Origin of the sequence: Paenibacillus alba, assembly GCF_013204855.1 — a bacterium.
In the GTDB taxonomy this organism is placed as follows: domain Bacteria; phylum Bacillota; class Bacilli; order Paenibacillales; family NBRC-103111; genus Paenibacillus_E; species Paenibacillus_E alba.
On the sequence record NZ_JABMKZ010000032.1, the window covers coordinates 72,664 to 96,364 of the forward strand.

Here is a 23,701-nt window from a genome sequence, read left to right on the forward strand (position 1 = left end):
CATTCCATAAATTGTTCAACAAACAAATGTTTATACTATAGACTTTTGTTTTGAAAAGGAGTAAGATAAACGTAGCACTTGATTGAAAGGAGCCATTTCATGGATCGTGAACAGCAAATTCTAGCGCTTATTCGTCAAAATCCATTCATCTCTCAGCATGAAATGGCCACACTCATTGGCATCTCCCGTTCCGCTGTTGCCGGCTATATTGCGGCGTTGACGAAGAAAGGCACGATCCGCGGCCGCGCTTATGTCACCTCAGAGCCGCGTACGATCACGTGTATTGGCGGAGCCAATCTGGACAGCAAGGCTGTGAGCAAGCAAGCCATTCGTCTGGCTTCCTCGAATCCGGTCACTGTGACAGAATCCTGCGGCGGTGTTGCCCGCAATATCGCAGAATCACTCGCAGGGCTCGCATGTCCGACAGCACTTCTAACTGTTGTTGGGGATGATAAAGCTGGCCAGTGGGTGCTGGACGAAACGCGGAAACGCGGCGTTGATGTTAGTCAGGCCGTTACCTTGCAAGGCGAAAGCACGGGGACTTATACCGCTCTGCTCGATGCCTCAGGCGAGATGTTTTTGGCTTTTGCTAACATGGATATTTATGATAAATGCACGCCCAATCTACTCATTGACAAATGGTCCCACATTGCCTCATCTGCGCTGGTGATTGCTGATACCAATTTACCGGCGGACACCTTGCGCGAATTAATAGTGCGCTGCCAAGAAGAAAATATTGTCTTATTCATCGATCCGGTCTCATCGGAGAAAGCCAAAAAGCTGCCACAGCAGCTGCATGGCGTTTCAGCTATATTCCCCAATTTGGAGGAAGCTTATCAGTTAGCAGGCATCGCAAGAGAGGCTAATGCGGACTACAAGCAGTTAGCCGAAGCGATCCGAGAACGAGGCGTGAAACATGTGTTCATTACACTCGGCGGTGAGGGTGTGCTGTATGTAGGTGAGGATGGCGATAAACACTTCCCTCCTATTCCCACCAAGGTTGTTGAGGTTACCGGAGCAGGTGATGCCTTCTTAGCAGGTATTGCTTATGGCATTACACATCAACATACTTTTATGGAAGCCTGTTCCTTTGGGCTTGCAGCTTCACACATTACACTGCAAACCGCACAGTCTGTCGCGAGTGAGCTTACGGAAGAACGTCTTGCCCAAATCCATATGACTTTAACTAAAGGAGACTAATCCCACTATGAATACATCCTACTTAACATTTACTGATGAGGTCAAAGAAGCTTTAGCGAACAATAAACCGGTTGTCGCTCTGGAAACAACCATTATTTCCCATGGTATGCCCTATCCGCAAAACATTGAAATGGCTAAAAAAGTGGAGCAAATCATCCGCGACAACGGTGCAGTTCCAGCGACAATCGGGATCATGGACGGCAAAATCAAGATCGGTCTGAACGAGCAGGAACTCGAAGCTTTTGCAACGAATGGCCAAGTTGAAAAAGTCAGCCGCCGCGATTTCGGATACATCCTATCCTCCGGCAAAATCGGCGCTACAACCGTAGCCGCTACTATGATCGGCGCCGCGCTTGCCGGCATCGAAGTGTTCGCTACTGGCGGTATCGGCGGCGTTCACCGTGAAGGCGAAGTGTCCATGGACGTCTCCGCTGACTTGACGGAGCTGGCACAGACTAACGTTGCCGTTGTCTGCGCAGGCGTGAAGTCGATTCTCGACATCGGCCGTACGCTCGAGTACTTGGAAACCCACGGCGTTCCCGTGGTTGGATACCAAACGAGCGAGTTCCCGTCCTTCTACGCACGCGAAAGCGGCTACGGCGTAGACTTCCGCCTCGATGAAGCAGCCGAAGTAGCGGCTATGCTCCGCACGAAGTGGGAGCTCGGCATCGCTGGCGGCGCCATCATCGCCAACCCGGTTCCCGCGGAATCCGCGATGAACCATCAAGAGATCGAAGGCGTCATCCAGCAAGCGCTGGCTGAAGCCAAAGATCAGAACGTGACCGGGAAAAAGGTCACGCCTTTCCTGCTAGCGCGCATCAAACAGCTGACCGAAGGCCGCAGCCTGGAAACCAACATCGCGCTCGTTTACCACAACGCGCAAACCGCCGCAAGGATTGCGGTTGCGCTGAAGAAATAAGCCATGACCCTTGTGTGGTCATAGCGAACAAAAAAGAGGCTGTCCCAAAGGTAGATAAACCTACTTGAGGGACAGCTTTTTTGATTGGGATTCGGAGAAGCTCAAACGTGCCTATACCAAACTCACTTTTACTTTTCGATTAACGCAGCTCGGATTTGTACAGTATAACCTGAATTAAACTGGCCGTTCTGCGTGTGATCTTCTTTCCGCGTATGACTATAGCTGTCCGGAACTATGTAGCTGTTACGGAAACTGATAATTTCTTGATGAGCCTCCTCTTTCTCTGAACTCTAGCTCCAGTTGCCTTCTAAACCTGCAATTATGCATCTTTTTTGCTCATGAAAAAGCCTCAACTATTAAATTCCTGCGTTTGTGCAGGTTTTTGAGGCTTTTTCTGGATGAGCGGCTGAAAAAGATAAAAATGCCTGCACAATTGCAGGCATTTCCACTTTTTAACCAAATTCACCCGGGAATTCCTGTATTTTCGCAGGCTTTTACACTTCGGTGAACTGATCTGATCTGAATTTTGCTTATGAAACAGCCTTTTTTTCTCATGTTCGAGCAGCTACTCGCTAACCCAAATCGTCTTCTGCGCGTAAGGCGTGCGCTTGGCGTTCTGCGGCTCCATATCTGGGTAGCCGAGATAGATGAAGCCGACCATCTCCTCTTTGCCGGAGAGTCCGAAGGTCTCCCGCATCTTGGCATGGTACGTCGGTGCGCCTGAGCGCCAAATCGTGCCAAGCCCCAGTGCATGAGCGGTAAGCAGCATATTCTGCACCGCCGAATGCGCGGCTGCGAACTCCTCAATCTCTGGTACGATAGAAGTTGCCGAAGGGGTTACCGCAACCGCAATAACGACAGGAGCGCGAAAAGCTTTCCTCTCCTGAGCACCCGCAAGCTTCGCAAGTTCATCCTCAGACAGGTCAGGATTCGCTTCCGACAAAGCTACCGCGGCATAGCCACGACCTAAAAGACCTCTGCCTTCCCCCGTCATCACCCAGAATCGCCAAGGCTCTGTTTGACAATGGTTAGGCGCCCAAGTGCCTGCTTCCAGTATTTCTTCGATTAACGACTTATCGATAGGATCTGGTTTGACCTTACCGATACTGCGACGATGACGTATTGCTTCCTTAACATCCATGATTCCCACTCCCTGCAGCGTTTTCTTTCTCTATTGTTACACGTCTGCTGCTTCGTGCGCAAACCCGAATTAAGAGAAGCTTGCTCTACGCTATTCCTGCTTCGATGGAATTGAAAGCCAAGGACGTTCACTCTGCCAGTTCACTTCGACCGGCGTCTCGAAGAAGGACGACAATCGAGCGCTGGACAGCACATCACGCGAGTTCCCTTTGGCAAATACCTCGCCTCGGCGAATCAACAGCGATTGATTAAAGACCGGAAGGATTTCCTCAATGTGATGGGTCACAAACAATAAGGTAGGCGCATCAGGCCCCTGTGCTAACTCATTGACACTGGTCAGTAGCGCTTCCCGCGAAAGAAAGTCGAGACCATTCGTCGCTTCATCCAAAATCAGCAGCTTCGGCGATGCCATTAACGCACGGGCTATAAGCAGCTTTTGCTTCTCGCCTTGGGAGCAGGATTGATACGTGCGATCGTATAAATGATAACAGGAAAGGCGCTGCATGAGCTGAACAGCTCGTGCGAAATCTTCTTCACTTGGCTTCTCATAAAGCCCAATCGAGGCATGCTTGCCGCTAATCACAACATGCTGTGTTTTATCAGAAGCATACAGTTTCTCTTGCAAAGACGAGCTCACCCAGCCGATGGATTTTCGTAAATCTCTTAAATCAACAGAGCCAAATGAATGTCCCAGCACAGACATATCGCCTTCGCTTGGCCAAATGTAGCCATTAATCATATTGAGCAGCGTCGTTTTGCCTGAGCCGTTCAAACCCAGGACAGCCCAATGATCACCTTGCTTAACTTGCCAGTCTACTTGGTTTAATATCGTTTTATTTTCCCGAAACCAAGAAACCTTGTTCATTTCGATAATCGCGCTCACCTAGGTTCGCTCCTTCTGAATTAGGCTTTGACTGCCGTTTGCTGCAGCAGCTCAGCATCCTGTAAATGCAATTTCTTGTCCGTTGGAAGGAAAGCTGCCAGCAGACCAATCAATGGTAGGAACGCACAGAGCTTAATCACAAATGAGATGCTTGTCGAATCCGCCAACATCCCAAGCACAGCCGATCCAATCCCTCCAAGACCAAATGCCACGCCAAAAAACAAACCAGACACAGTTCCCACTTTACCAGGCAGCAGTTCTTGCGCATAAACGATAATGACGGAGAAACCTGACAGCAGAATAAACCCGATACAGGCACATAGAATACCTGCCCAGAACAAATTGGCATACGGCAGAAGCAGCGAAAACGGTGCTGTTCCAAGAATCGAGAACCAAATCATATTCCGTCTTCCGAAGCGATCCGCCAGCGGGCCACCCATGAACGTACCCAAAGCACCGGCAGCAAGCAAGCTGAAAATAAAGAGCTGCGCCTTTTCAACTGAAAGCTGATTATGTTCAATCAAATAAAAGGCGTAGAAGCCTGTCATGCTTGCCATATAAACAAACTTCGAAAATAACAGCATAATCAGAATAGTTATCGCGAAGGCCACGGTTTTACGAGGAAGCTTCTTGTGAACAACCTCTGTTTTGCTTGATACAGCTGGACGTCTTCCGACACTCCGATACCATTTGGCAACAAAAATCTGTACAACAATCCCCACAGCAGCCACGATGGAAAACCAAATGATACCGAATTGACCAAATGGCACAAAAATCAGCGCTGTAAAAATGGGAGCCAAAGCCTGCCCAATGTTGCCCCCTGTTTGGAAGATCGACTGCGCCAGTCCTCTACGAGGCCCAGCGGCCAAATAAGCCACACGCGATGCTTCCGGATGAAGAACCGACGATCCCAGACCGACCAGAATGACCGCAACGATGACTTGCATGAACGAAGACGCAACAGCCAGAACAATCACGCCAATGAGTGAGAAAAATACCCCAGCGGGCAGCAGAAATGGCTTCGGCTTCGAATCTGTATATAAACCAATCAAGGGCTGAAACATGGAAGCCGTGATGTTGAGGGTGAAAGCAATCCACCCAATTTGGGTAAAACTAAGCTGTAGAGAAGAATGGAGAATCGGAAAAACAGCAGGAATAGCGGATTGAATGGCATCATTTAATAAATGAACCAAACTGATTGAAAATAAAATTGCAAAAACGGTTTGATTGCGTGCAATACTTGAATTCGACATTTGATCTCGAACCCCTTTCATCATATCATCTGACGTTTAAAACGAGAGGAGAATGAAGCTACTCCTGGTTAAGATACTTTTTAAGCTGTGTTACGGTGTCATCCAGATTTTGCTGGGTCCAGTACGCCGCACCCGCTACATCTTTGTCTTTAATGGCTTGATACATGCTTTCGTGCTGAAGATTGTGGGGATCATGCACATCCTGAACGCTCACCAATTTATGAGAAGCTTCAAGGAATACAGTTGAAAAAGACCGATACAGGTCGATAGCAACGCTGTTTTTGCTAGCGATAGCGATGGAGAGATGGAACTTCATATCTGAAACCAAATAGTTACTCATATCGCCCTTCTCCAAAGACTCTTGTCTCTGATCCAAAGCACTGCGCATCTGCTCAAGATCGAGATCATTACGGCGCTGAGCAGCTAGTCGGGAAATTTCCAGCTCAAGCATTTTCCTAACCTCATAGACCTCCAGAATTTCGGCTCTGCGAAGCCTATGATCAAGAGGCTCCTGTATACCCGTGTTAGCTGTCAAAAAGGTGCCAAAACCTTGCTTCTTTTCAAGCAGCCCCGCATGAACAAGCACCCTGACCGCTTCGCGAATGGTTGAACGGCCCACTCCGAATTGCTGCATCAGTTCAGGCTCCGTTGGAATCTTCTCACCCGGCTTAATTTCGCCTTCTGAAATTTTCTTCTGCAATTGATTCACAACATCATCAACCAGCTTGGGTCGATTCAGCGTTTGGAATGACATTTTAGCATTCATCTGATCATCTCCTGTTTGTGTAGTATAGCATAGCTATCTAAAAATTTTCCAGCATATTTTTTCTATCATTCTGCGTTTAGTCAGCGCTCCAACAAATTTCGGTTTAATTAGTCTTTCTTATATCAGAATCCCCATAACTGCTGCTAGTCCATACAGACCTCCACAACGACGAGCAAATCAGGATAGATGTTCTTAGTTAAGGCAGCTCAGAGCAGCTCAGTTATGCTGCTCTTAAAATGGTGGGGTATCTCAATCTTTCACCTGTAGGACTGAAAAACAGCCTTAACCAACCGGAGTGGGCTCGGAGTGAGCTGATTTGTTTGCTATAAGGCTGTTTTTCGGCCTCTCAGATGGAGAGTTGCTGCAATCGCCTGCTGTAAGGCTGAAAATCAGCCTTAACCAGCTGGAATTGGCTCGAAGTGAGCTAGTTTGTTTGCAATAAGGCTGTTTTTCGGCCTCTCAGATGGGGGATTGCTGCAATCGCCTACTGTTAGGCTGAAAAACAGCCTTAACGAGCTGGAGTTGGCTCGAAATGAGCTAGTTTGTTCGCAATAAGGCTGTTTTTCGGCCTCTCGGATGGAGGATTGCTGCAATCGCCTGCTGTAAGGCTGAAAAACAGCCTTAACGAGCTGGAGTGGGCTCGAAATGAGCTGGTTTGTTCGCAATAAGGCTGTTTTTCGGCCTCTCAGATGGAGGATTACTGCAATCGCCTGCTGTAAGGCTGAAAATCAGCCTTAACCAGCTGGAATTGGCTCGAAGTGAGCTGTTTGTCTTGCACCAACTCACTAACTAACTGCCCTAGAATCCACACCGTATACGTTCCTTCTTAACAACAAAAAGAACTCCACCGAATGTAGCCATTCTTAGGAGTTCATTTATTATGTACGAGACTTATTTGTCTTTTTTAGCGTGTGAACCGTCGCAGTTACCTTCAACGCTTTGTGTGTTTCCGCATGCGCATTTACCCATGATCTCAGCCTCCTTCGCTCGTTTATGATGCTGAAATCATTATATCTTTTTCACTTACATTTGTAAAGTGATTTACTTAAAGTTAGTAAATGAGTTTAATTATCATTCTCATTTGCACTATTTTCACGCTTAGCACTCTCGCACGTAGATTGCCAAGAATTTGACAATGACGTACTCTATCGTGCAAGGTATAGTTATAGCAACAAAAGCACACACTCGATAGCTTGCTAGAGTCCAATTATTTCAAATTCATTTAATCCTAGGAGGTACTATGAAAAAACTTACGATGATCGCGACTGCAGCAATGGCATTCTCGTTGTTCGCATCAGCCACCCTTTCGCATCCAGCTTCTGCCGCGACGAAAACAAGCGCTGACTTCACGGATCTGTCCACTACGGATGCCGCATTGAAAGCCAAGATTGACGCTATGCTGGCACAAGGTATTTTCGAAGGCGTTTCGGACAACTCTTTCGGCATTAATCAAAATATGACACGTGCTCAATTCGCAAAAGTAGCAACGCTTATTTATGATGTGAAAGTTGATCCTTCCGTTAAGGTATCCAGCTTCTCCGACGTTCATGCAGAGGATGCAGCAAACGGTTGGGCGATTCCTTATATTGAAGCAGCGAAAAAAGCCGGCCTTATCGACGGTGTAACGGATACAACATTCGTACCAGGCGACCCCGTAACAGCAGGTCAATTAGATACTTTGCTGCTCAAAGGCTTAGGTAAAAAAGTCAGCACAACAGGTTCACCTTGGTATGCCGATGCCGTTAAGCAAGCTACTGATCTGGGCATACACCCAACAGGCAAAGCCGGCGACCAATTGGCTATCCGCGCTGATCTTGTTCAGAGCTCTTATACCGCTCAGCAGGCTTTTGACAAGCTAACGCTTGTTTCTATTACCAAAGCTGCAGCAGGTTCCGATACGAAAAGCGTACAAGTTACTTTTAACCGAAATGTAGATACTTCGAAAGCAACACTCGTCTTGAAAAATGGTTCAACCGTTGTGCCTACAAAGGCAACATGGTCCACTGACGCTCAGGCTGTAACACTGGCAACTGATGTTGCACTTGCCGCGGGTGACTATACGGTTACGCTTGGCGGGCTTGATGCTTCTGCGATTCAAACAGGCACTGCCAGCTTTAGCGTAGCTGCTGCTCCGAGCGATTCTGGAAATACTGGAAATACTGGAAATTCCGGGAACGTATCCGTTGTTGGCAGCTACACATTAGCAGATGTTTTGGATAGCGGACTGACAGAAACTGCAACAGGCACGGATGGTTTTATCGATAAAGCAACCGCTCAAGATCCAACCAAAAGTAAACTGGCTAAAGAAGTTAAAATTAAAGTAACATCCGGCGGCGAGGAAGTTGCCGTTCCAGGAATTATACAATCCATTTTCTCCTCTGACCCTAGTGTTGTTAAAGTAGGACTAGACTCTGCAACGCATCGCGGGTATATTCTTGGAAACAAAGCAGGCACAGCTGATATTAGCGTCATGGTTCAAGTTGGAAGCGGCAATGCTAAACAGCTCCACGTCACTGTAACAGTGAAAAGTGACTCCGTTGCAGCCAAAAAAATTAAAGCAGACAATACGACAATTGAACAAAGCATGAATGGCGCGACCAGCACAAGCTTCGATGCTTTCAGCAAAATGGATTTAACTATCACTGATAATTATGACCAAACTTATGAAGGTGCTGAAGTTGCTAATTACAATTTTGCCCTTGGGACAGCTTTCATCACCAATAAAATTAAAGGGGATGCTGCCAAAGGAGATGTTGGTTCCGTATCCGTTGACCCTACCGGTAAAGTAGTGGTAACTGGTAATGTAACCTCATTCGAATTAACAGCAGTTACATCTTCTGGGCAAACAGCAACAAGCTTTGTAACGATTACTCCTTAATCTTTAAGCAAAATCATAAAAGCACCGCAACCACATTCCTGTGGTTTGCGGTGCTTTTTGTTGTTGACCAGCGGCTCAGTAAGCCATGCACAATCGCGCCTATGCGACATATATTGCTAGTGCTCATGAAAATCAAGAAAAGGGGCGCCTCGATGCCGATATACAACCACCCTGCCTATTTTCCCTATGCTCTGCCACTTTATCGCTTATATGTTATACATCCTGCCTACTATGCGGCTGCTACAGCCCCCTCTTCGCTATGGAATCGGGATTATCCGCCTATAGATATGAAGATTCTTCACCATTCTGTGTCATCTTCACAAGTCTTATTAAAAGATGCCGCGCTCATCACCGCCAAGCTCTCCGAACCTGCTATCGCACAGCAATTGATGACCCATGCTCAGACCGGTGATCAAAAGGAAGTCGACCGCATCGTTCATACTTTCGGCTGTGAATCGGCCGTCATCACCAGCTTTACGCCAAGTGCTGTTCATTTCACGATTGATCCGCGAACGAATGGGAAATCGTGTTGTGAAGTGACCCTTTCCATGAAATGGGGCCGATGAAGGTAAGTCGTTATCGGACGTCAACAGCATCCACAACCGGCCATGACGTCCCCAACCAATGAGCCAGAACGACGAGTACAGCCCAATAAACGATATAATAGATATCCAAGATTGAATAGGATGCCAGATAATAATAAGTGCGTTTGGCCCCTGTGGAGAAACGCTTCGCTTCCATGGCCACAGCTGTCCGGTGCGCGCGGCGAATGCTTTGAGCAAGCAAAGGGATAGCATACATGCGCAGCGTTGTGTACCAGCCCGTAAGCAGGTTTGGCTTCTTTCTCTTGCCTCTCACCTTAAGCGCATAATGGAGGGTTTGAAACTCCTCCAGCATCAAGGGCAGCATGCGCATCGCTGCGAGGAAGCTGTAAGCATATTTGGGCGCCACCTTCCATTGCTGCATCATCGCGTAAAACAACGCCACAGGACGCGTCGTTAAGCTGAACAGCAGCCCAACCGCAGCAACCTGCAGTCCGCGAAATCCAAGATGAATGCCGCGGTAAAAGCTCTCTTCGGTGATGTGGATGAACCCCCACTCGAACCACAGCGTTTCTCCGTTTCCGAACATCATCATCCCTGTCGCAGAGGATATGAAAATAAGCAAAAACGGTGATGTATACAGAAACAACCGCTTAGCCCCATGACCAGAGAGAAACGCGAGTGGCAGGAGGGCGCCCAAGGTCAAATACATCATGGTGTTCAGATTGTGTGTGAACACAACAACGATAAACATCAGGATGGACAGGACAAGCTTCACACCGGGATTCACCCGGTGAAGCCAGGTTTCACGAAACACGAAGCTTATTTGCATAGCTGCGGTGCTCCTTCCCAGGCGTGAACTGGAGAGGCTGGCAGCTCCGCTGCCGCCCTTTCCGTGACGCGGCCTGCCTCAACCTGCCAAACGCGCGTAGCCCAGCGTTGAACGATCTGTGGATCGTGGGTGACCATCACGATCACCGTTCCGCTCGCCCGCAGCCGCTCCAGCTGCTGCAGCATGCGCAGCGTACCGCGCGCATCGAGCCCGAAGGTGGGCTCATCCAGCAGCAGGATGCGCGGGCCGCGAACCATCGCGGTCGCCACGCTAAGCCTGCGCTTCTGGCCCATCGACAGCTGGAACGGATGCCTCTCGCGCAGCGCGAGCAGGTCGTACTCCCGCAGCAGCCGCTCGGTGGCTGCTAATTGCGCTTCACGACCCTCCGCCTCTGGCAAGGAGTAAGCCAGTTCTTCTTCCACCGAATTCGTCACGAATTGGAATTCGGGGTTTTGGAAGACGAAGCCTACCTGCTCAGCGAGCTGCTCGATTCTATAGCCCTTAGCGCCGTCAATCCAGCAGTCGCCTCCAGTCTTGATGAGGCGCATGATGGCCAGCAGCAGCGAGCTTTTGCCTGCACCGTTAGCCCCGACGACGGTGATCCAGTCTCCCGGATATACGTTCAAGTTATCCACAGCGGTCTTGATTTGTCCGCCGCAAAGCCCCCTAAAGTCGCGAAAGGTCATGATCGGCGGCCGCTTATCCGTACTCATCTCCCTGCCTGCTCCCGCATTCATTTGCTCATAATCATCCCAAACACCCGGATACCAAATGCCGTATTCCGCAATTTGTTGCCTGTACGTCTGAAACACCTCTTGCGGAGGGCCATCGGCGAGCAGTTCCCCTTCGGGAGACATTACGATGAGACGATCAATGAGATCAAGAATACCGCTAATTTTGTGTTCAACGATAACAAGTGTTTTCTCCGCACTAATCTCACGAATCGTGTCCCACACCTGCCGTGTGCCTTCTTCATCCAGCAATGCCGTTGGCTCATCCAGAAACAGCACCTCCGGCTCCAAGGCAAGCACGCTTGCTATGGCTAACCGCTGTTTCATGCCTTGTGACAGCTGTCCAATCAGAATGTGAGCATGATCAAGCTCAAGCCCTACTTGGCTCAAATAATGTGCAATGCGAGCAGGCATCTGTTCCCTCGGCACTTGCAAATTTTCCAGCACAAAGGCAATTTCCTCATCAACATACGGCATACAGAACTGGGTATCGGGATCTTGAAACACATAGCCCCACCGGAGTGGTGTGCGGATTTCATCTGCTTTCATCGGTATTTCGATAATATCCGGAACGATGCCGCTCAGTACTTGCAGCAAGGTAGATTTGCCTGAGCCGCTTGGTCCCAAAAGCAGCACCTTTTCCCCTGGCTGAATAGAAAAGGAAACCCCCTGAAATAACAGGGGGGCGGCTTCTCCGGGATATTTTAACCTTAGATTGGTCACGCCTATTCCTTCACTCATCTCATTTACCCCAATACGTCGTAATCTTTCTTGGAAGCTGGACGAACGAGGCTAAGCACGCCTGTGCGAGACAGCGCACCCGCCAAATAGTACGCGAACACGCCGGCAATCAACGCACTGCCCAAGAGGCGAAGTCCGATAAATAAGCAGTAATTCCAGAAGGTAAGCTGGTCAATATAACCGTAATATTGGTCAACCAGCAAGGATAGTGCAGCAGATGCGAATGCCGCCAAAATCGTAACACCTACATTCACCCGGCGATAAAGAAAAAGAGCAAAAATGATTTCAGCGCCAAGCCCTTGCAGAATGCCATAGACAAGCGTGGAGACGCCCCATGAACCGCCAAACAGTGCCTCGATAGTCGCCGCGGCCACCTCAGCCAACAAGGCAACTCCCGGTTTACGAATAATTAGAAAAGCAAACGTTGCCGCCATAAACCACATCCCGTAGCTTAACTGCTCCGCATGCAAGCCTATCGGTTTCAAAATATCGTACATCGGCCCCCATATGCGATAAATCACCCCAAACACCGCTGCAATCACGATCGTGATCAAAATATCGGTCAACTTTAACCCTTGTGTTGCTGTTTCTTTTTGCGCCATCTGATTTTCGACTCCTTTTCGTGGATACGTTTTTGTAAAATGAGATAGGCGAACACGTAAAAAAAGCCCACCGAATACCGGCAGGCATAAACTTAGTGCTAGACAAAAAGGCACTTCATTCTCTACGCTGGCATTATCCAGATCAGATTAACGGTCAGTGGCATAGGGCCACTATCTCAGCCTGACTTCATCAAGCACCCGTGTTGCTATTCATTTGGCTTAACTGTAGCTGATTAACCGATATTTGGCAATCTTTTTCGGAAAATTATTTTTCGCTCAGAAGCTCAGCTTGCTCCATGACCTCTGCCCTATTTTAGTTTAAAATTTGACTTCTGGCCCCTCGTAAAACTACAATACGTAGTGTACTGATGCAAATTTATTTTCAAAGGAGTTTGATGAGATCTATGGACCATTCCACAATGTCACAGGGAACTAATTTTATTGCTATTTTGCTTTACATAGGCCTAGCCCTTTTTGTTGTTGCTATTATCGGGTACGTCCTCTCTGCCAAAGCGCACAAAGCGAATACGAGTCGACTGAAAAAAGCCGAAAAACAAGCCCAAAACAAAAAGCGGAAAACCTTGCTGTTCGTCTCGCACATGCTGGTTATTATTGCTATTTGCTTTATAGGAACCTCACTTATTCAGCGCAGCTCCGGCAAATATAGTGTTGAGAAATTAAATTATAACGCTCCTATTCAGGTCACAACAGATAAGGATTACGGACGCGGCCATGACGAGGGGATGTTGACTTATGAGATGAAAATCCCGACCTCTGGCACACACAGCCCGCATGATTTGAAATTCGGTTTCTATACGGAAAGACCGCCTTATGCCAAGCTGGTGCATAATTTGGAGCATGGCGATATTATTATTCATTACCATCCGGATGCGCCGAAGGAATTGCTTGATCAATTGACGTATTTGACCCATTTTAAAAAGGCCGGTGCAGGCATTCTGGCTGTCCCTAACCCCGATGTGCCCAGCGACAAGGAAGTTGTCGTAACGGCCTGGACCAAAACGATGCAGCTCGTCAAATATGATGAAGCAAGTGTCGGCACATTCATCTATCAGAACATCGATAAAGGGCCTGAACAAATCCCTTCCGAAGTGCGCCGCGGCGGCGGTACGATGTAATCGCGTTATTTGCGAATGGTTTCACGGTCCGATACCAAATCAGTGGGAACCAAACCCGTCAGCCGCCTGAATACCCGGTAGAAATAGGACGGGTCATTGTATCCGATAAACTCGGATATCTCCGATACCGTTAGGGCGGAATGCCGAAGCATGTATACGGCTGTTTTGATTCTGGTCGCATGCACGAATTCACTGATCGTCTGACCCGTCACTTTGCGAAAAAGTGATGCCGCATAGTTCGGAGATCGGCTGATGCACACGCCCAGCTCATCCTTGGTCACATGCTCCCGGTAATGGCTCTGAACGTAACTCTTCATCTGCTCCACGAGCTGCAGGGTTGCCTTTGAGGCAGCGACTTCATCCCATTCACGATGCAAATAAATGAACAGCTCTTTTAGCAGCGCTTCACACAGCGTTCGATAATAGGGCTGTTTGTCTTGCCACTGAAGGTGCATCAGGCGCAGGCGATCGAGGATAAGCTCATATTTGCCCGTAGATCGGGTTGTATAGTGCTGCAGTTGAAGAAGAGGGAAAGGCTCCGCTGCTGAAAAGGAGGTAAATTGGACCACATATTTTTCATGGATCATTGTTGGAACGCTTCGTCCATAAAAGGGGACCTGACTAGGAATAAGCAGCCATTGCCCCTTCTCCAGCACCTGTTTCTTCTCATTGATCCAGTAGATGCATCGCCCATAAGTGACGAGAACAAGCGTCCAATCTGAACAGCCTTCCTGCTCCTCTGCATACCAATTACTACTTTTATCATACGAAAAGCCAGCTACTATCAAGGTCTCACCTTTTCTATACTATAGTACATATATCATACTATATTTCATAGAAACTCGCTGCATTTAGGCATATAATGAAGCCAAAATTGATTCGTCCACGATGAAAGGAAGTCCTACACAATGCGTAAAACGAAAATTATTTGCACCATGGGCCCTGCTTGCGATTCCGTCCCTACTTTGAAAGAGCTTATCCGTGCAGGTATGAGTGTGGCACGGTTGAATATGGCACATGGCGATTTGGATGAGCACCGCGGCCGTATTCAGCGTGTTCGTCAAGCCGCTCAAGAGATGGGGGTTATCATCCCGATTCTTATGGATATCAAAGGACCGGAAATCCGTATCGGGCAGCTGAAAGATGCTTCCTACGATTTGCAAAATGGCGATCATCTCGTTCTGACAACCGAACAAATTATCGGCGATTCCAGCCGCGTCTCTGTCAATTATCCAGGACTTCCCCAAGATGTCGTGCCTGGCAATCTCGTGCTGATTGACGACGGCTCCATTGAGCTGCGCGTTGAAAAGATCGAAGGCACGGAAGTGACTTGTGTTGTTTTGAATCAAAGTGTTTTGAAACAACGTAAAGGTGTTAACTTGCCAGGTGTGCGCACTTCTCTTCCAGGCGTTACAGATCGTGATATTATGCACCTCAAATTCGGTGTCGAAGAGAACATCTCCATCGTCGCGATGTCTTTCGTTCGCAACGGGGACGATGTGCGTGAGGTTCGTGGGATTTTGGAACAGCATGGCGCTGGGCTTACGCCGATTATTTCTAAAATTGAAAACGAAGAAGGCATGACGAATTTCGCTTCGATTCTTGAAGCTTCCGACGGCATCATGGTCGCTCGCGGCGATCTCGGCGTAGAAATTCCGACCGAGGAAGTTCCGATCGCGCAAAAAGATATGATTCGCGCTTGTAATTTGGCGGGCAAGCCGGTTATTACGGCAACGCAAATGCTGGATTCCATGCAGCGCAATCCGCGTCCGACGCGCGCTGAAGTCAGCGACGTTGCGAATGCCGTTCTGGATGGCAGCGATGTGGTTATGCTTTCCGGCGAAACTGCCGCAGGCAAGTATCCAATCGAGTCCGTCACCATGATGGCAACCATCGCTGAACGCGTAGAGCAAACCATGGAGCGCAGCTCCTTGATTGATGCTCAGCTTCAATCGAACAACGAAGTGACGGAAGTCCTTTGCCAAGCCGTCGTAACTTCCTCTGACAAGCTGAACGCCGCAGCCATCCTGACGCCAACGGAGACCGGCTTTACCGCTCGGATGATCGCGAAATACCGTCCGCAAGCGCCGATTATTGCGGTAACAGCCAGCCAATATGCGATCAGCCAATTGAGCATGGTACAGGGCGTCATCCCGATCTTAGGTGAATTCTGCGAGTCCACCGATGCGATGATCCGTTCTGCTATTCAACAAGCCGAAACACTTGGCTATGTGAAAAAAGGCGACCTGACCGTCGTCTCCGCCGGTATTCCGGTCGGTCAATCCGGCACGACCAACTTGCTTAAAGTTGAGCGCGTTTAGACGTTTGTGAAATGAGCTAAGGAAGCCGTCACCCCATTTGTGTGGGAGTGGCGGTTTTTTTGTTGCTGATCTCCACTGTGGAATTAGAGTGGCTGGTTGTGCTGACTGCTCGTGGGGAGTTTCAAGTGTGCTTTGAGTAGCTACTGGCGATTGGACATGGCATGTACTTACTGCTGCTATTGGTGGTCGAGAGTTTCGAGTGTTCTTTAAGTAGCTACTGGTGATTGGGATGCGGACGTACTTACTGCTGCTATTGGTGATCGGGGGATTCGAGTGTTCTTTAAGTAGCTACTTACGATTGGACATGGCACGTACTTACTGCTGCTATTGGCGGTCGGGGTGTTCGAGTGTGCTTTAAGTAGCTACTGGCTTGGGGAGGCGTATGTACTCACTGGTGCTATTGGTGATCGGGGGGTTCGAGTGTACTTTAAGTAGCTACTTACGATTGGACATGGCACTTACTTACTGCTGCTATTGGCGGTCAGGGTGTTTCAGCGTACTTTAAGTAGCTACTGGCTTTGAGAGGCGGAAGTTTTGATATTCCTGCAATTATGCATCTTTTTTAGCCATTTTCAAGGCATCAGTCCTATATTCCTGCAATTATGCATCTTTTTGATGCTAGTTTTCTAATATTGAACAAAAAAGATAGAAAAGCCTGCACAATCGCAGGCTTTTACCCTCTAACAAGCAATTTGGCTAAAAAAGCCTGCACTTTTGCATCTTTTGCCCAGCCGATGAAGTGTAGATCCCTTGATCTTGGCGAATCTGCTAGAAATTCACTACTGAATACCTAAAAAGCCGCCGTAGAGCCCAGCCATCGCACTTAGCAAGCTAAACTTCCCAAAGTAGCGAATCACAAATAACCTCCCGCTCCACGGTAAACGTGCAACTGGAGGTTATTTCATCATCTGAAGCCCTAGGCCTCATCTATACCGACCGCTTTTCAGATACTAAACAGCAGCCAAAGCCTTCTTGCTTTCCGGAACAGAGACTGCACCCTTATCCTCTGGGCTGTGGTTCCTGTCAGCTAATTCGTAAGGAATACAGATTGGGACACCGGTACGTGGATCTGGAACGATATCAGCCTCCACATTAAATATTTCACGCAGGGTTTCACTCGTCACAACCTCAGCCGGCGTACCTTCACGCATTACTTTACCCGCTTGAATAGCAACCACATGCTGCGCATACCGAGTAGCATGATTCAAATCATGCACAACCATAATAATCGTTCGTCCCTGCTCGCGGTTCAGCTCTTCCAACAGCTTCAATACCTCAAGCTGATGAGCCATATCCAGAAAAGTAGTAGGTTCATCCAGAAATAAAAGATCCGTTTGCTGCGCCAACGCCATTGCGATCCATGCGCGTTGACGCTGTCCGCCTGACAACTGATCGACAGGGCGATCAGCGAACTGCATTAAGCCCGTCACTTCGATGGCCCATTCGATAACTTGGTTATCTTCCTTCGACAGCGAGCCCATTGCACGTTGATGCGGGAATCGGCCATAACCAACAAGCTCCGCGACCGTCAAGCCCTCCGGGGCAATCGGATTTTGCGGCAAAATGGCTAATTGCTTCGCTACTTCTTTAGTCGATTGACTATGGATAGATTTCCCATCCAACAATACGGTTCCCCGCTGAGGCTTCATAATTCTCGCCATAGATTTTAGAATGGTGGATTTACCGGAACCATTGGCCCCGACCAGGGCAGTTATTTTACCCGTAGGAATGCTTAAATTCAAATTTTCGACAATGAGATGCTCGCCATAAGAAATATTTAATTTATCTGCAACTAAACGATGAATGGAACTCACCCGTTTCTATATAAATTTCGTAAACGATTATCATTATCATAACTATAAATGCAAGTGAGAATCATTGTCAATGAAATAGTAAAAGTTAACGTGCACGAATTCAATATTCTTCGTATTTGACACCAGACTGACAAATCATCCCAATATCGCATCCATTTCGCTATCCTCATTTTGGGGTAAACTATGTTCGCTGTCTCACGCACACTTATCGGAGGCCTTATGATTATTAGACTTGGTTTCGTCTCCATTGCCATGGCGATTTTTCACAACACCCCAAGCTCAACCTTTACCTATAAGCTGTTTTCACAGCGTCCGCGGGAGGAAGCCCTACAGCGCGCTATCGACATCGGACGCAAAAACCTCGCAGCGACTCAGCGTATTCTTTTTTACAATGCTGCTCACGGCATTCGCTTATTCCGCCTTTCGTCACAGCTTATTCCACTGGCTACCCACCCGGATGTTCTGATCGATGTCGCAGGTGTATTTAAAGTGGAACTGCAGAAGCTCGGCGACTTCGCAAAGGCACACGACATCCGCCTAAGTATGCACCCTAATCAATACACGCTATTGAACGGCAGTGACACGGTTGTGGATGCCGCGATTCAAGATTTGGTATACCACGCGGCCATTCTAGATGGGATGGGGTTGGATCGCTCCGCGATTATCAATATCCACGTTGGCGGGATGTACGGAGATAAAGAAGCTGCCATGGAACGCTTGTATGCCAAAGCCCCTGAAGTGCCTGAACATGTATGGCGTAGGCTTACTTTTGAAAATGATGATAAGACTTACACGCTCGAAGAAACATTAGCCGTGAGTCAAAGACTGAATCGTCCCTGCATGCTGGACTTGCACCACGATTGGTGCAATCCTTCTTCCGCCTCACCTGAGACGCTGCTGCCGGCGATTGCCCTCACATGGGGCGATATTCCTATGAAAATTCATGTTTCTTCTCCGAAATCATCCAAGGATACGAAGGAGTTTCGGTCTCACGCGGATTATATCGAGCCAGAACCGTTGATTGCCTTCCTCAAAAGCTGCAAGGAGGCTGGATTAGCACGGATCGATGTCATGATTGAAGCTAAGATGAAGGACTATGCCTTATTTCAGCTTGCGGAGCAGCTTGGAAAGCTTCGCGGTGTGAAGCGAATAGATGGCGGGGTATTGGAGTGGTGAGCTAATCTGTCGACTATGGACTTTAGTTGAGTTGGAGGACCAGACCTATTGCGAATTTCCCACTCCCCCCCAAAAATAGGCATCGCAGTTCCACTTGAGGATCATGACTCGATCCGAATGGAACGTCGATGCCTATTTTGCACGGATAAACAAATTTGTCACTTTCTTTGCTCTTTATCTTTATTTCTATTCTTATCCAGCTTTTTATTTTGCGAAAATCTTAAAATTTCATTTTGGCTTTTCACATGCTTCAAAGCATTGATCTCACCGCCAATAATGATGATCAGCGCCGATATGTAGAACCACGTCATTAAGACTATGATGCCCCCGACACTGCCATAAGTGGCGCTATAGTTCGTAAAATTGTTCACATAGAAGGAGAAACCGAGAGAAGTCCCTTGCCAGCCTAAGGAGGCGAATAGGGCTCCCGGAAGCACGCTTTTGCAAGTCAAACAAGTGTTAGGAGCTATGTAATAAATACCGATAAAAACAACGAAAATGATGATGAAGTTTACAAGCCAGCGGAAGTTATTCCAAAGATGAATCTTCGCTGCCGCAATAGGGACATGAGCCTCCATCCACGTGCCGATCCAATTCCCGAATACACTTAGAAGCAGCGCGGACGCGATAACGATGAGCATACCCAGTGTCAGCATTACAGCAAGGAACCGCGAATGAATGAAGCTTTTGCGTTCCGGCAGTCCATAGGCTTTATTCACAGCAATCACAATAGAATTCATCGCGGCGCTTGCACTGACTAAGGCCAAGATGATCCCGAAGGAAAGCGTTGCCCCTCTTTTGACATTCAGTAAATTGCTGAGCGTTTCCTCCAACCAGCTTGAGACGGCTCCCGGCACGTACTCCTTGATCAATAACATGATATCATCGGAAGAGAAGGGCATATACCCTAATAAACTCATGATAAAAAGCAGAAACGGGAACAAAGACAGTAAAAAATAGTAGGCGCACTGCGCGGCAAGCCCCGTAGCGTCATGCTTCTGAAATTGCCCCCATAGCAATTTAAAATTCGAGATAACCATAGGATTATTATCCTTTCTTTGGGCTAAAATTATGATAGAATAGGTAATTCAGAAATGCTAGGAAACAGGTGAATAATAATGAGTTCTCTTTCTATATACCCCACTCCGTCAGGCTCGAAACCTACCCTTGAGCGCCCCATTCCCCATGCGAAAATGGCCCAGCTAACGAATAGCACACATTTCGTATCGAATGAGGAGCAGGACGCTTTCTTTTTTCGCGATTTGGAAGACAGCCAGATTCTGCTTAATGAAGCGCAGGTGCAAGCCGTTCGTCATTATAAGGGGCCTTTGTTGACATTAGCTGGAGCCGGTTCAGGGAAAACGACCGTTCTGGTATGTCGAGTCGCCTACTTACTGCGTGTCCATCGGGTGCATCCGAGCCATCTGCTGCTGATCACTTTTTCTAAAAAGGCCGCCGAAGAAATGAGAGAACGTCTTACTTCTCTGCCCGGAATTGATAGCAGCATGACGCAGTCGATACAGGTGCGCACTTTTCATGCCTTTTGTTTGCGACTGCTTCGAATGAATGGGTTTCAGCAGGAAATTTTGAGCGATGGCCGCTTCCAGCAAATTGTATTTAAACGCATTATGCTAAGTATGGGTTTACAGGATACGTATCAGCCGGAGGTGCTTATTGCCCTGCTTTCCTCCTATAAAATGCAGCTTATCGAGGTCCAGGATCTCCCGAAAAAAACGGAAGAGGATCAGGAAACGAAGAAGATTTTCATGCAATATGAGCAGTGGAAAATGGAACAGCACAAAATCGATTTCGATGATATTCTGCTCCTCGCCTACCATTTATTGAAGCAAAATGCCGATATTCTTCGTTCATTGGAACGAAAGTTTACTTATATCAGCGTCGATGAGTTTCAAGATACGAACACGGTTCAATATGAAATTATTAAAATGATCGCTCAAAATCATCAGAACCTCATGGTCGTTGGCGACGATGACCAGACGATTTATTCGTTCAATGGGGCTCGGAATGAATTCATCCTGCAGTTCCATGAGCAGTATCCAACTGCCAAAACGGTCACTCTGGACATCAACTACCGTTCTACTTCCAGCATCGTTGGTCTGGGGAACGCTATTATCCGCCATAATGTCCATCGGAAAGCAAAAACTCTTTTGGCTACAAAGCAAAGCGATTTGGCACCAAACTATGTACGGCCTGCGAGCAGCGATGAAGAAGCCGATTGGTTGATTCAAGATCTTCGGATGAAAGTTGCTGAAGGCCGCAGCCTGTATGGAGATTTTGCGATTCTCTATCGAACTGCCAGCAACAGCCGGGCCATTATCGAGCAGTTGATCATGCATAATTTGCCTTTTGTCGATTACGGCAGCAATGACTCTTTCTACGATCAATGGATGGTGAAGCCGATTATTGACCACCTTCGAATTGCCCATGAACGGCGAAATTTCGAAGCCATAGAGGGTGTCCTACCTTCATTATATATTGGTCGAGATCAAGGCATGCGGATTATTCAAGATCAAGAGGCTATTCAAGCCAAAAAGTGGCCGTTAATCCATCTGCTTGGCTTGCCGCAGCTCAAGGAATTCCAAAAAGAAAAGTTGAAGAGCCGAATCAAGTTGATCAAATCTCTTGCTGAGATGAAGCCGCTGGCAGCGGTTCAAACCATTCGCAAAGATTTCTACGATTCCTTCTTGGAAACGAACAAGCGCAGCAAGCTGACCCAGCATCGTGAAATGCTGAAAGAAACGCTGGATGAGCTGGAATCCTCCGCCAAACGATTCGATACGGTGGAGCAATTTCTTTATTTTATCCATGAAGTCGCAGAAAAACGCACGGAAATGAGCGCTCTGAAAAAAGATCATGCCGCGAATAAAATTTCGCTCATGACCATTCATAAATCGAAGGGACTCGAGTTCAAGGTGGTGTACTTGCTTTGTGCGATTGAGGGCAACATGCCGCATAGCTCGGCACTCGATGCCGGCCATCTGGACGATGTGAAGCTGGCCGGGGTTGCGGGGCGCGACAAGGGTCCCGCCGCGCTCGAGGAAGAACGGCGACTGGCCTACGTCGCCGTCACACGCGCCAAGGCTGAGCTGCTGATCAGCTCGCCGGCGTATTATCGCGGGAAGAAGGCGGAGCCTTCCCGCTTCCTGCTGTCCGCGTTCTCTGACGCGGACGCTGGGGCTGTTGCCAGCCGCAAGCCTGCGGCGGCTGGCAGTGGGGCTGCGGCCCGCGAAGCGGCCGCAGGGCGCCCGGCGGCGCGGCGGTTTGACGCCGGCGCGGGGCGCGAAGCCGCGACGGAGGATGTCGCGGCGTGGGTGTGCGGCCAGGCCGGCTGCAAGGCCTGGTCGCGGATCTCGTCGCCGCAGGAAGCGCGGCTGACGGCGAAGGCCTGCCCCCTATGCGGCCAGGCCATGGTGAAAGGCCGCCGGATGGTCTCCCTCGCTCGCACACGCTGAGCTTGCGGATAGGCTCCGGCTGCATGATCGACCTCCAACGTGGATAGAATACCTCTATCTGACCAGTTGGAGGGACACACATGATCAAGCGTTTCAATCGATTAGCTATTGAATTGCCGCAACCGACAACCGCCGATCCGAACGCGGCTGCCGCTGTCCAAGAATTGCTCGGCGGCAAATTCGGTGAAATGTCTACACTGAACAACTACATGTTCCAGTCCTTTAACTTCAAGAACAAAACAAAGCTGAAGCCCTTCTACGATCTCGTCTCGAGCATCACAGCAGAGGAATTCGGCCATGTCGAATTAGTTACGCATGCGATCAACCTTTGCCTTGCCGGCTCAACCCGGCCCGGAGATCCAGATTCCACCCCTCTGGCAGCTGCCAAGGATGTGCGCAATACACAGCATTTCATTGTTGCCGGCCAGAATGCTCTGCCTTTTGACTCCATGGGCAAGCCTTGGACGGGTGAAAATGTGTTCAACAGCGGCAATCTAATCCTCGATCTGCTGCATAATTTCTTCCTGGAGTGCGGGGCTCGCACACATAAGATGCGCGTTTATGAAATGACAAGCCACCCTGTGGCCCGCGCCATGATTGGCTATTTGCTTGTCCGCGGAGGCGTGCACGTTGTTGCATACGCCAAAGCGCTTGAAGTAGCTACTGGAGCTGATGTCACCAAGCTCATTCCGATTCCAAGCTTGGACAACAAAGCTTTCAATGAGACTCGCAAATATGAGGAAAAAGGCTTGCACCGTGTGCTCTACCGTTTCAGCGATGAGGACTACAAGGACTTGGAGCAAATCTGGAAAGGTGCGCATCCCGAGGACGGCGGCTCCTTGATTGTAAAGGAAGGCATCCCCGAGGGTGGTCCTATCCCGGACTACGCAGATACACCGGAAGAGTTCGCGCCCGGCATATTCCCGGAGGATTTCATGAAAATTGCTGCTAGACTGCAGCAACAGGCGGGAATTACTGTGTGAATCAGGAAACAGCTGCAAGTAAGAGGCTGTCGCAACCCTGCGCTAGCTGCGCAGTCTACATCTAGTCGTGTAGTCGGCAAATTCCTGCAATTATGCATCCTTTTTGTCTTTGGAACAGATAAAAAGGTAAAAAGCCTGCAATTATGCATCCTTTCGAAGCCTTTTTTCGATCCTAGGTTGGAAAAGCCTGAAAAGCCTGCATAATCCAGGCTGTTGAGTAACCCTTAGTTTTCACAAAAAAACTATGAAATCAAACGGGACCTTAGCGGTTTTGAGGTGAAAAAGAACAAGTTAAGAAGGGTTGAGCCAAG

The 23,701-nt window shown here is 48.5% G+C and carries 19 protein-coding genes and 1 riboswitch; of the genes, 9 read left to right on the plus strand and 10 right to left on the minus strand.

Features of this window, described 5'->3' with window-relative positions:
- Positions 1-99 precede the first annotated feature (99 nt).
- Together HQN90_RS28825 and HQN90_RS28830 are read left to right on the plus strand one after the other, a co-directional pair.
- On the plus strand, positions 100-1,200 hold the full coding sequence (locus HQN90_RS28825) for a carbohydrate kinase (RefSeq protein WP_173225439.1): 1,101 nt from the start codon (positions 100-102) through the stop codon (positions 1,198-1,200).
- A 7-nt stretch (positions 1,201-1,207) separates the two neighbouring features.
- A complete protein-coding gene (locus HQN90_RS28830; protein WP_173225442.1) occupies positions 1,208-2,119 on the plus strand; it encodes a pseudouridine-5'-phosphate glycosidase in 912 nt (303 codons plus the stop codon).
- A gap of 565 nt (positions 2,120-2,684) precedes the next feature.
- Here HQN90_RS28830 and HQN90_RS28835 read toward each other — a convergent pair.
- The 4 genes from HQN90_RS28835 to HQN90_RS28850 form a co-directional block, all read right to left on the minus strand.
- Entirely contained in the window at positions 2,685-3,260 is a 576-nt protein-coding gene (locus HQN90_RS28835; protein WP_173225445.1) for a nitroreductase family protein, read from the minus strand.
- 90 nt (positions 3,261-3,350) lie between these two features.
- Positions 3,351-4,124 carry an ABC transporter ATP-binding protein gene (locus HQN90_RS28840; protein ID WP_216855494.1) on the minus strand — a complete coding sequence of 258 codons (774 nt, stop codon included), beginning with the start codon at positions 4,122-4,124 and terminating at the stop codon, positions 3,351-3,353.
- A 38-nt stretch (positions 4,125-4,162) separates the two neighbouring features.
- A complete protein-coding gene (locus HQN90_RS28845) occupies positions 4,163-5,395 on the minus strand; it encodes an MFS transporter (RefSeq protein WP_173225452.1) in 1,233 nt (410 codons plus the stop codon).
- 58 nt (positions 5,396-5,453) lie between these two features.
- Positions 5,454-6,161: a FadR/GntR family transcriptional regulator gene (locus HQN90_RS28850; RefSeq protein WP_173225455.1), complete on the minus strand. Its 708-nt coding sequence runs from the start codon at positions 6,159-6,161 to the stop codon at positions 5,454-5,456.
- A gap of 1,240 nt (positions 6,162-7,401) precedes the next feature.
- On the opposite strand from HQN90_RS28850, the gene HQN90_RS28855 reads away from it, so the two are divergent.
- Positions 7,402-9,039, plus strand: coding sequence for an S-layer homology domain-containing protein (locus HQN90_RS28855; RefSeq protein ID WP_173225458.1), 1,638 nt, complete (start codon positions 7,402-7,404; stop codon positions 9,037-9,039).
- A 152-nt stretch (positions 9,040-9,191) separates the two neighbouring features.
- Complete coding sequence (locus HQN90_RS28860; protein WP_173225461.1) at positions 9,192-9,605, plus strand: YuzC family spore coat inner layer protein; 414 nt, start codon at positions 9,192-9,194, stop codon at positions 9,603-9,605.
- Positions 9,606-9,615: 10 nt separating this feature from the next.
- Here HQN90_RS28860 and HQN90_RS28865 read toward each other — a convergent pair whose 3' ends face one another.
- Genes HQN90_RS28865 through HQN90_RS28875 form a run of 3 tightly spaced genes read right to left on the minus strand, consistent with a single transcriptional unit; the run spans position 9,616 to position 12,487 of the window.
- Positions 9,616-10,413: an energy-coupling factor transporter transmembrane component T family protein gene (locus HQN90_RS28865; protein WP_173225464.1), complete on the minus strand. Its 798-nt coding sequence runs from the start codon at positions 10,411-10,413 to the stop codon at positions 9,616-9,618.
- Positions 10,404-11,885 carry an ABC transporter ATP-binding protein gene (locus HQN90_RS28870; protein ID WP_173225467.1) on the minus strand — a complete coding sequence of 494 codons (1,482 nt, stop codon included), beginning with the start codon at positions 11,883-11,885 and terminating at the stop codon, positions 10,404-10,406. The genes HQN90_RS28865 and HQN90_RS28870 overlap by 10 nt, the downstream gene beginning before the upstream one ends.
- Before the next feature lie 5 nt (positions 11,886-11,890).
- Complete coding sequence (locus HQN90_RS28875; RefSeq protein ID WP_173225470.1) at positions 11,891-12,487, minus strand: ECF transporter S component; 597 nt, start codon at positions 12,485-12,487, stop codon at positions 11,891-11,893.
- A 102-nt stretch (positions 12,488-12,589) separates the two neighbouring features.
- Positions 12,590-12,699, minus strand: a riboswitch (TPP riboswitch).
- A 192-nt stretch (positions 12,700-12,891) separates the two neighbouring features.
- On the opposite strand from HQN90_RS28875, the gene HQN90_RS28880 reads away from it, so the two are divergent.
- The gene (locus tag HQN90_RS28880) at positions 12,892-13,623 is read left to right on the plus strand and encodes a DUF3105 domain-containing protein (protein WP_173225473.1); all 732 of its coding nucleotides are present in this window, start codon (positions 12,892-12,894) and stop codon (positions 13,621-13,623) included.
- 5 nt (positions 13,624-13,628) lie between these two features.
- Here the strand turns inward: HQN90_RS28880 and HQN90_RS28885 are convergent, their stop codons facing one another.
- Positions 13,629-14,411, minus strand: coding sequence for an AraC family transcriptional regulator (locus HQN90_RS28885; protein WP_173225476.1), 783 nt, complete (start codon positions 14,409-14,411; stop codon positions 13,629-13,631).
- Between the two features lie 120 nt (positions 14,412-14,531).
- Here HQN90_RS28885 and pyk point away from each other — a divergent pair, with 120 nt between their 5' ends.
- Positions 14,532-15,944 carry a pyruvate kinase gene (gene pyk, locus HQN90_RS28890; protein ID WP_173225479.1) on the plus strand — a complete coding sequence of 471 codons (1,413 nt, stop codon included), beginning with the start codon at positions 14,532-14,534 and terminating at the stop codon, positions 15,942-15,944.
- Positions 15,945-16,894: 950 nt separating this feature from the next.
- Here pyk and HQN90_RS28895 read toward each other — a convergent pair.
- Positions 16,895-17,749, minus strand: coding sequence for an ATP-binding cassette domain-containing protein (locus tag HQN90_RS28895; protein ID WP_173225522.1), 855 nt, complete (start codon positions 17,747-17,749; stop codon positions 16,895-16,897).
- A 228-nt stretch (positions 17,750-17,977) separates the two neighbouring features.
- Here HQN90_RS28895 and uvsE point away from each other — a divergent pair, with 228 nt between their 5' ends.
- Positions 17,978-18,934 (plus strand): UV DNA damage repair endonuclease UvsE, encoded by a 957-nt coding sequence (uvsE, locus tag HQN90_RS28900; RefSeq protein WP_173225482.1) that lies wholly within the window; start codon positions 17,978-17,980, stop codon positions 18,932-18,934.
- Between the two features lie 158 nt (positions 18,935-19,092).
- Here uvsE and HQN90_RS28905 read toward each other — a convergent pair whose 3' ends face one another.
- Complete coding sequence (locus tag HQN90_RS28905; RefSeq protein ID WP_173225484.1) at positions 19,093-19,974, minus strand: YihY/virulence factor BrkB family protein; 882 nt, start codon at positions 19,972-19,974, stop codon at positions 19,093-19,095.
- 78 nt (positions 19,975-20,052) lie between these two features.
- Here HQN90_RS28905 and HQN90_RS28910 point away from each other — a divergent pair, with 78 nt between their 5' ends.
- Both HQN90_RS28910 and HQN90_RS28915 read left to right on the plus strand, forming a co-directional pair.
- Complete coding sequence (locus HQN90_RS28910; RefSeq protein WP_173225487.1) at positions 20,053-22,407, plus strand: UvrD-helicase domain-containing protein; 2,355 nt, start codon at positions 20,053-20,055, stop codon at positions 22,405-22,407.
- An 80-nt stretch (positions 22,408-22,487) separates the two neighbouring features.
- Positions 22,488-23,390: a manganese catalase family protein gene (locus HQN90_RS28915; protein WP_173225490.1), complete on the plus strand. Its 903-nt coding sequence runs from the start codon at positions 22,488-22,490 to the stop codon at positions 23,388-23,390.
- Positions 23,391-23,701: the final 311 nt, after the last annotated feature.

Bases quoted from the DNA above. Each gene is read 5' to 3' on its own strand.
- HQN90_RS28835 (WP_173225445.1), bottom strand. From the start codon at position 3,260: ATGGATGTTAAGGAAGCAATACGTCATCGTCGCAGTATCGGTAAGGTC.
- HQN90_RS28865 (WP_173225464.1), bottom strand. From the start codon at position 10,413: ATGCAAATAAGCTTCGTGTTTCGTGAAACCTGGCTTCACCGGGTGAAT.
- HQN90_RS28845 (WP_173225452.1), bottom strand. From the start codon at position 5,395: ATGTCGAATTCAAGTATTGCACGCAATCAAACCGTTTTTGCAATTTTA.
- HQN90_RS28830 (WP_173225442.1), top strand. From the start codon at position 1,208: ATGAATACATCCTACTTAACATTTACTGATGAGGTCAAAGAAGCTTTA.
- HQN90_RS28850 (WP_173225455.1), bottom strand. From the start codon at position 6,161: ATGAATGCTAAAATGTCATTCCAAACGCTGAATCGACCCAAGCTGGTT.
- HQN90_RS28840 (WP_216855494.1), bottom strand. From the start codon at position 4,124: ATGAACAAGGTTTCTTGGTTTCGGGAAAATAAAACGATATTAAACCAA.
- HQN90_RS28880 (WP_173225473.1), top strand. From the start codon at position 12,892: ATGGACCATTCCACAATGTCACAGGGAACTAATTTTATTGCTATTTTG.
- uvsE (WP_173225482.1), top strand. From the start codon at position 17,978: ATGATTATTAGACTTGGTTTCGTCTCCATTGCCATGGCGATTTTTCAC.
- pyk (WP_173225479.1), top strand. From the start codon at position 14,532: ATGCGTAAAACGAAAATTATTTGCACCATGGGCCCTGCTTGCGATTCC.
- HQN90_RS28870 (WP_173225467.1), bottom strand. From the start codon at position 11,885: ATGAGTGAAGGAATAGGCGTGACCAATCTAAGGTTAAAATATCCCGGA.
- HQN90_RS28910 (WP_173225487.1), top strand. From the start codon at position 20,053: ATGAGTTCTCTTTCTATATACCCCACTCCGTCAGGCTCGAAACCTACC.
- HQN90_RS28860 (WP_173225461.1), top strand. From the start codon at position 9,192: ATGCCGATATACAACCACCCTGCCTATTTTCCCTATGCTCTGCCACTT.
- HQN90_RS28855 (WP_173225458.1), top strand. From the start codon at position 7,402: ATGAAAAAACTTACGATGATCGCGACTGCAGCAATGGCATTCTCGTTG.
- HQN90_RS28825 (WP_173225439.1), top strand. From the start codon at position 100: ATGGATCGTGAACAGCAAATTCTAGCGCTTATTCGTCAAAATCCATTC.
- HQN90_RS28905 (WP_173225484.1), bottom strand. From the start codon at position 19,974: ATGGTTATCTCGAATTTTAAATTGCTATGGGGGCAATTTCAGAAGCAT.
- HQN90_RS28915 (WP_173225490.1), top strand. From the start codon at position 22,488: ATGATCAAGCGTTTCAATCGATTAGCTATTGAATTGCCGCAACCGACA.
- HQN90_RS28875 (WP_173225470.1), bottom strand. From the start codon at position 12,487: ATGGCGCAAAAAGAAACAGCAACACAAGGGTTAAAGTTGACCGATATT.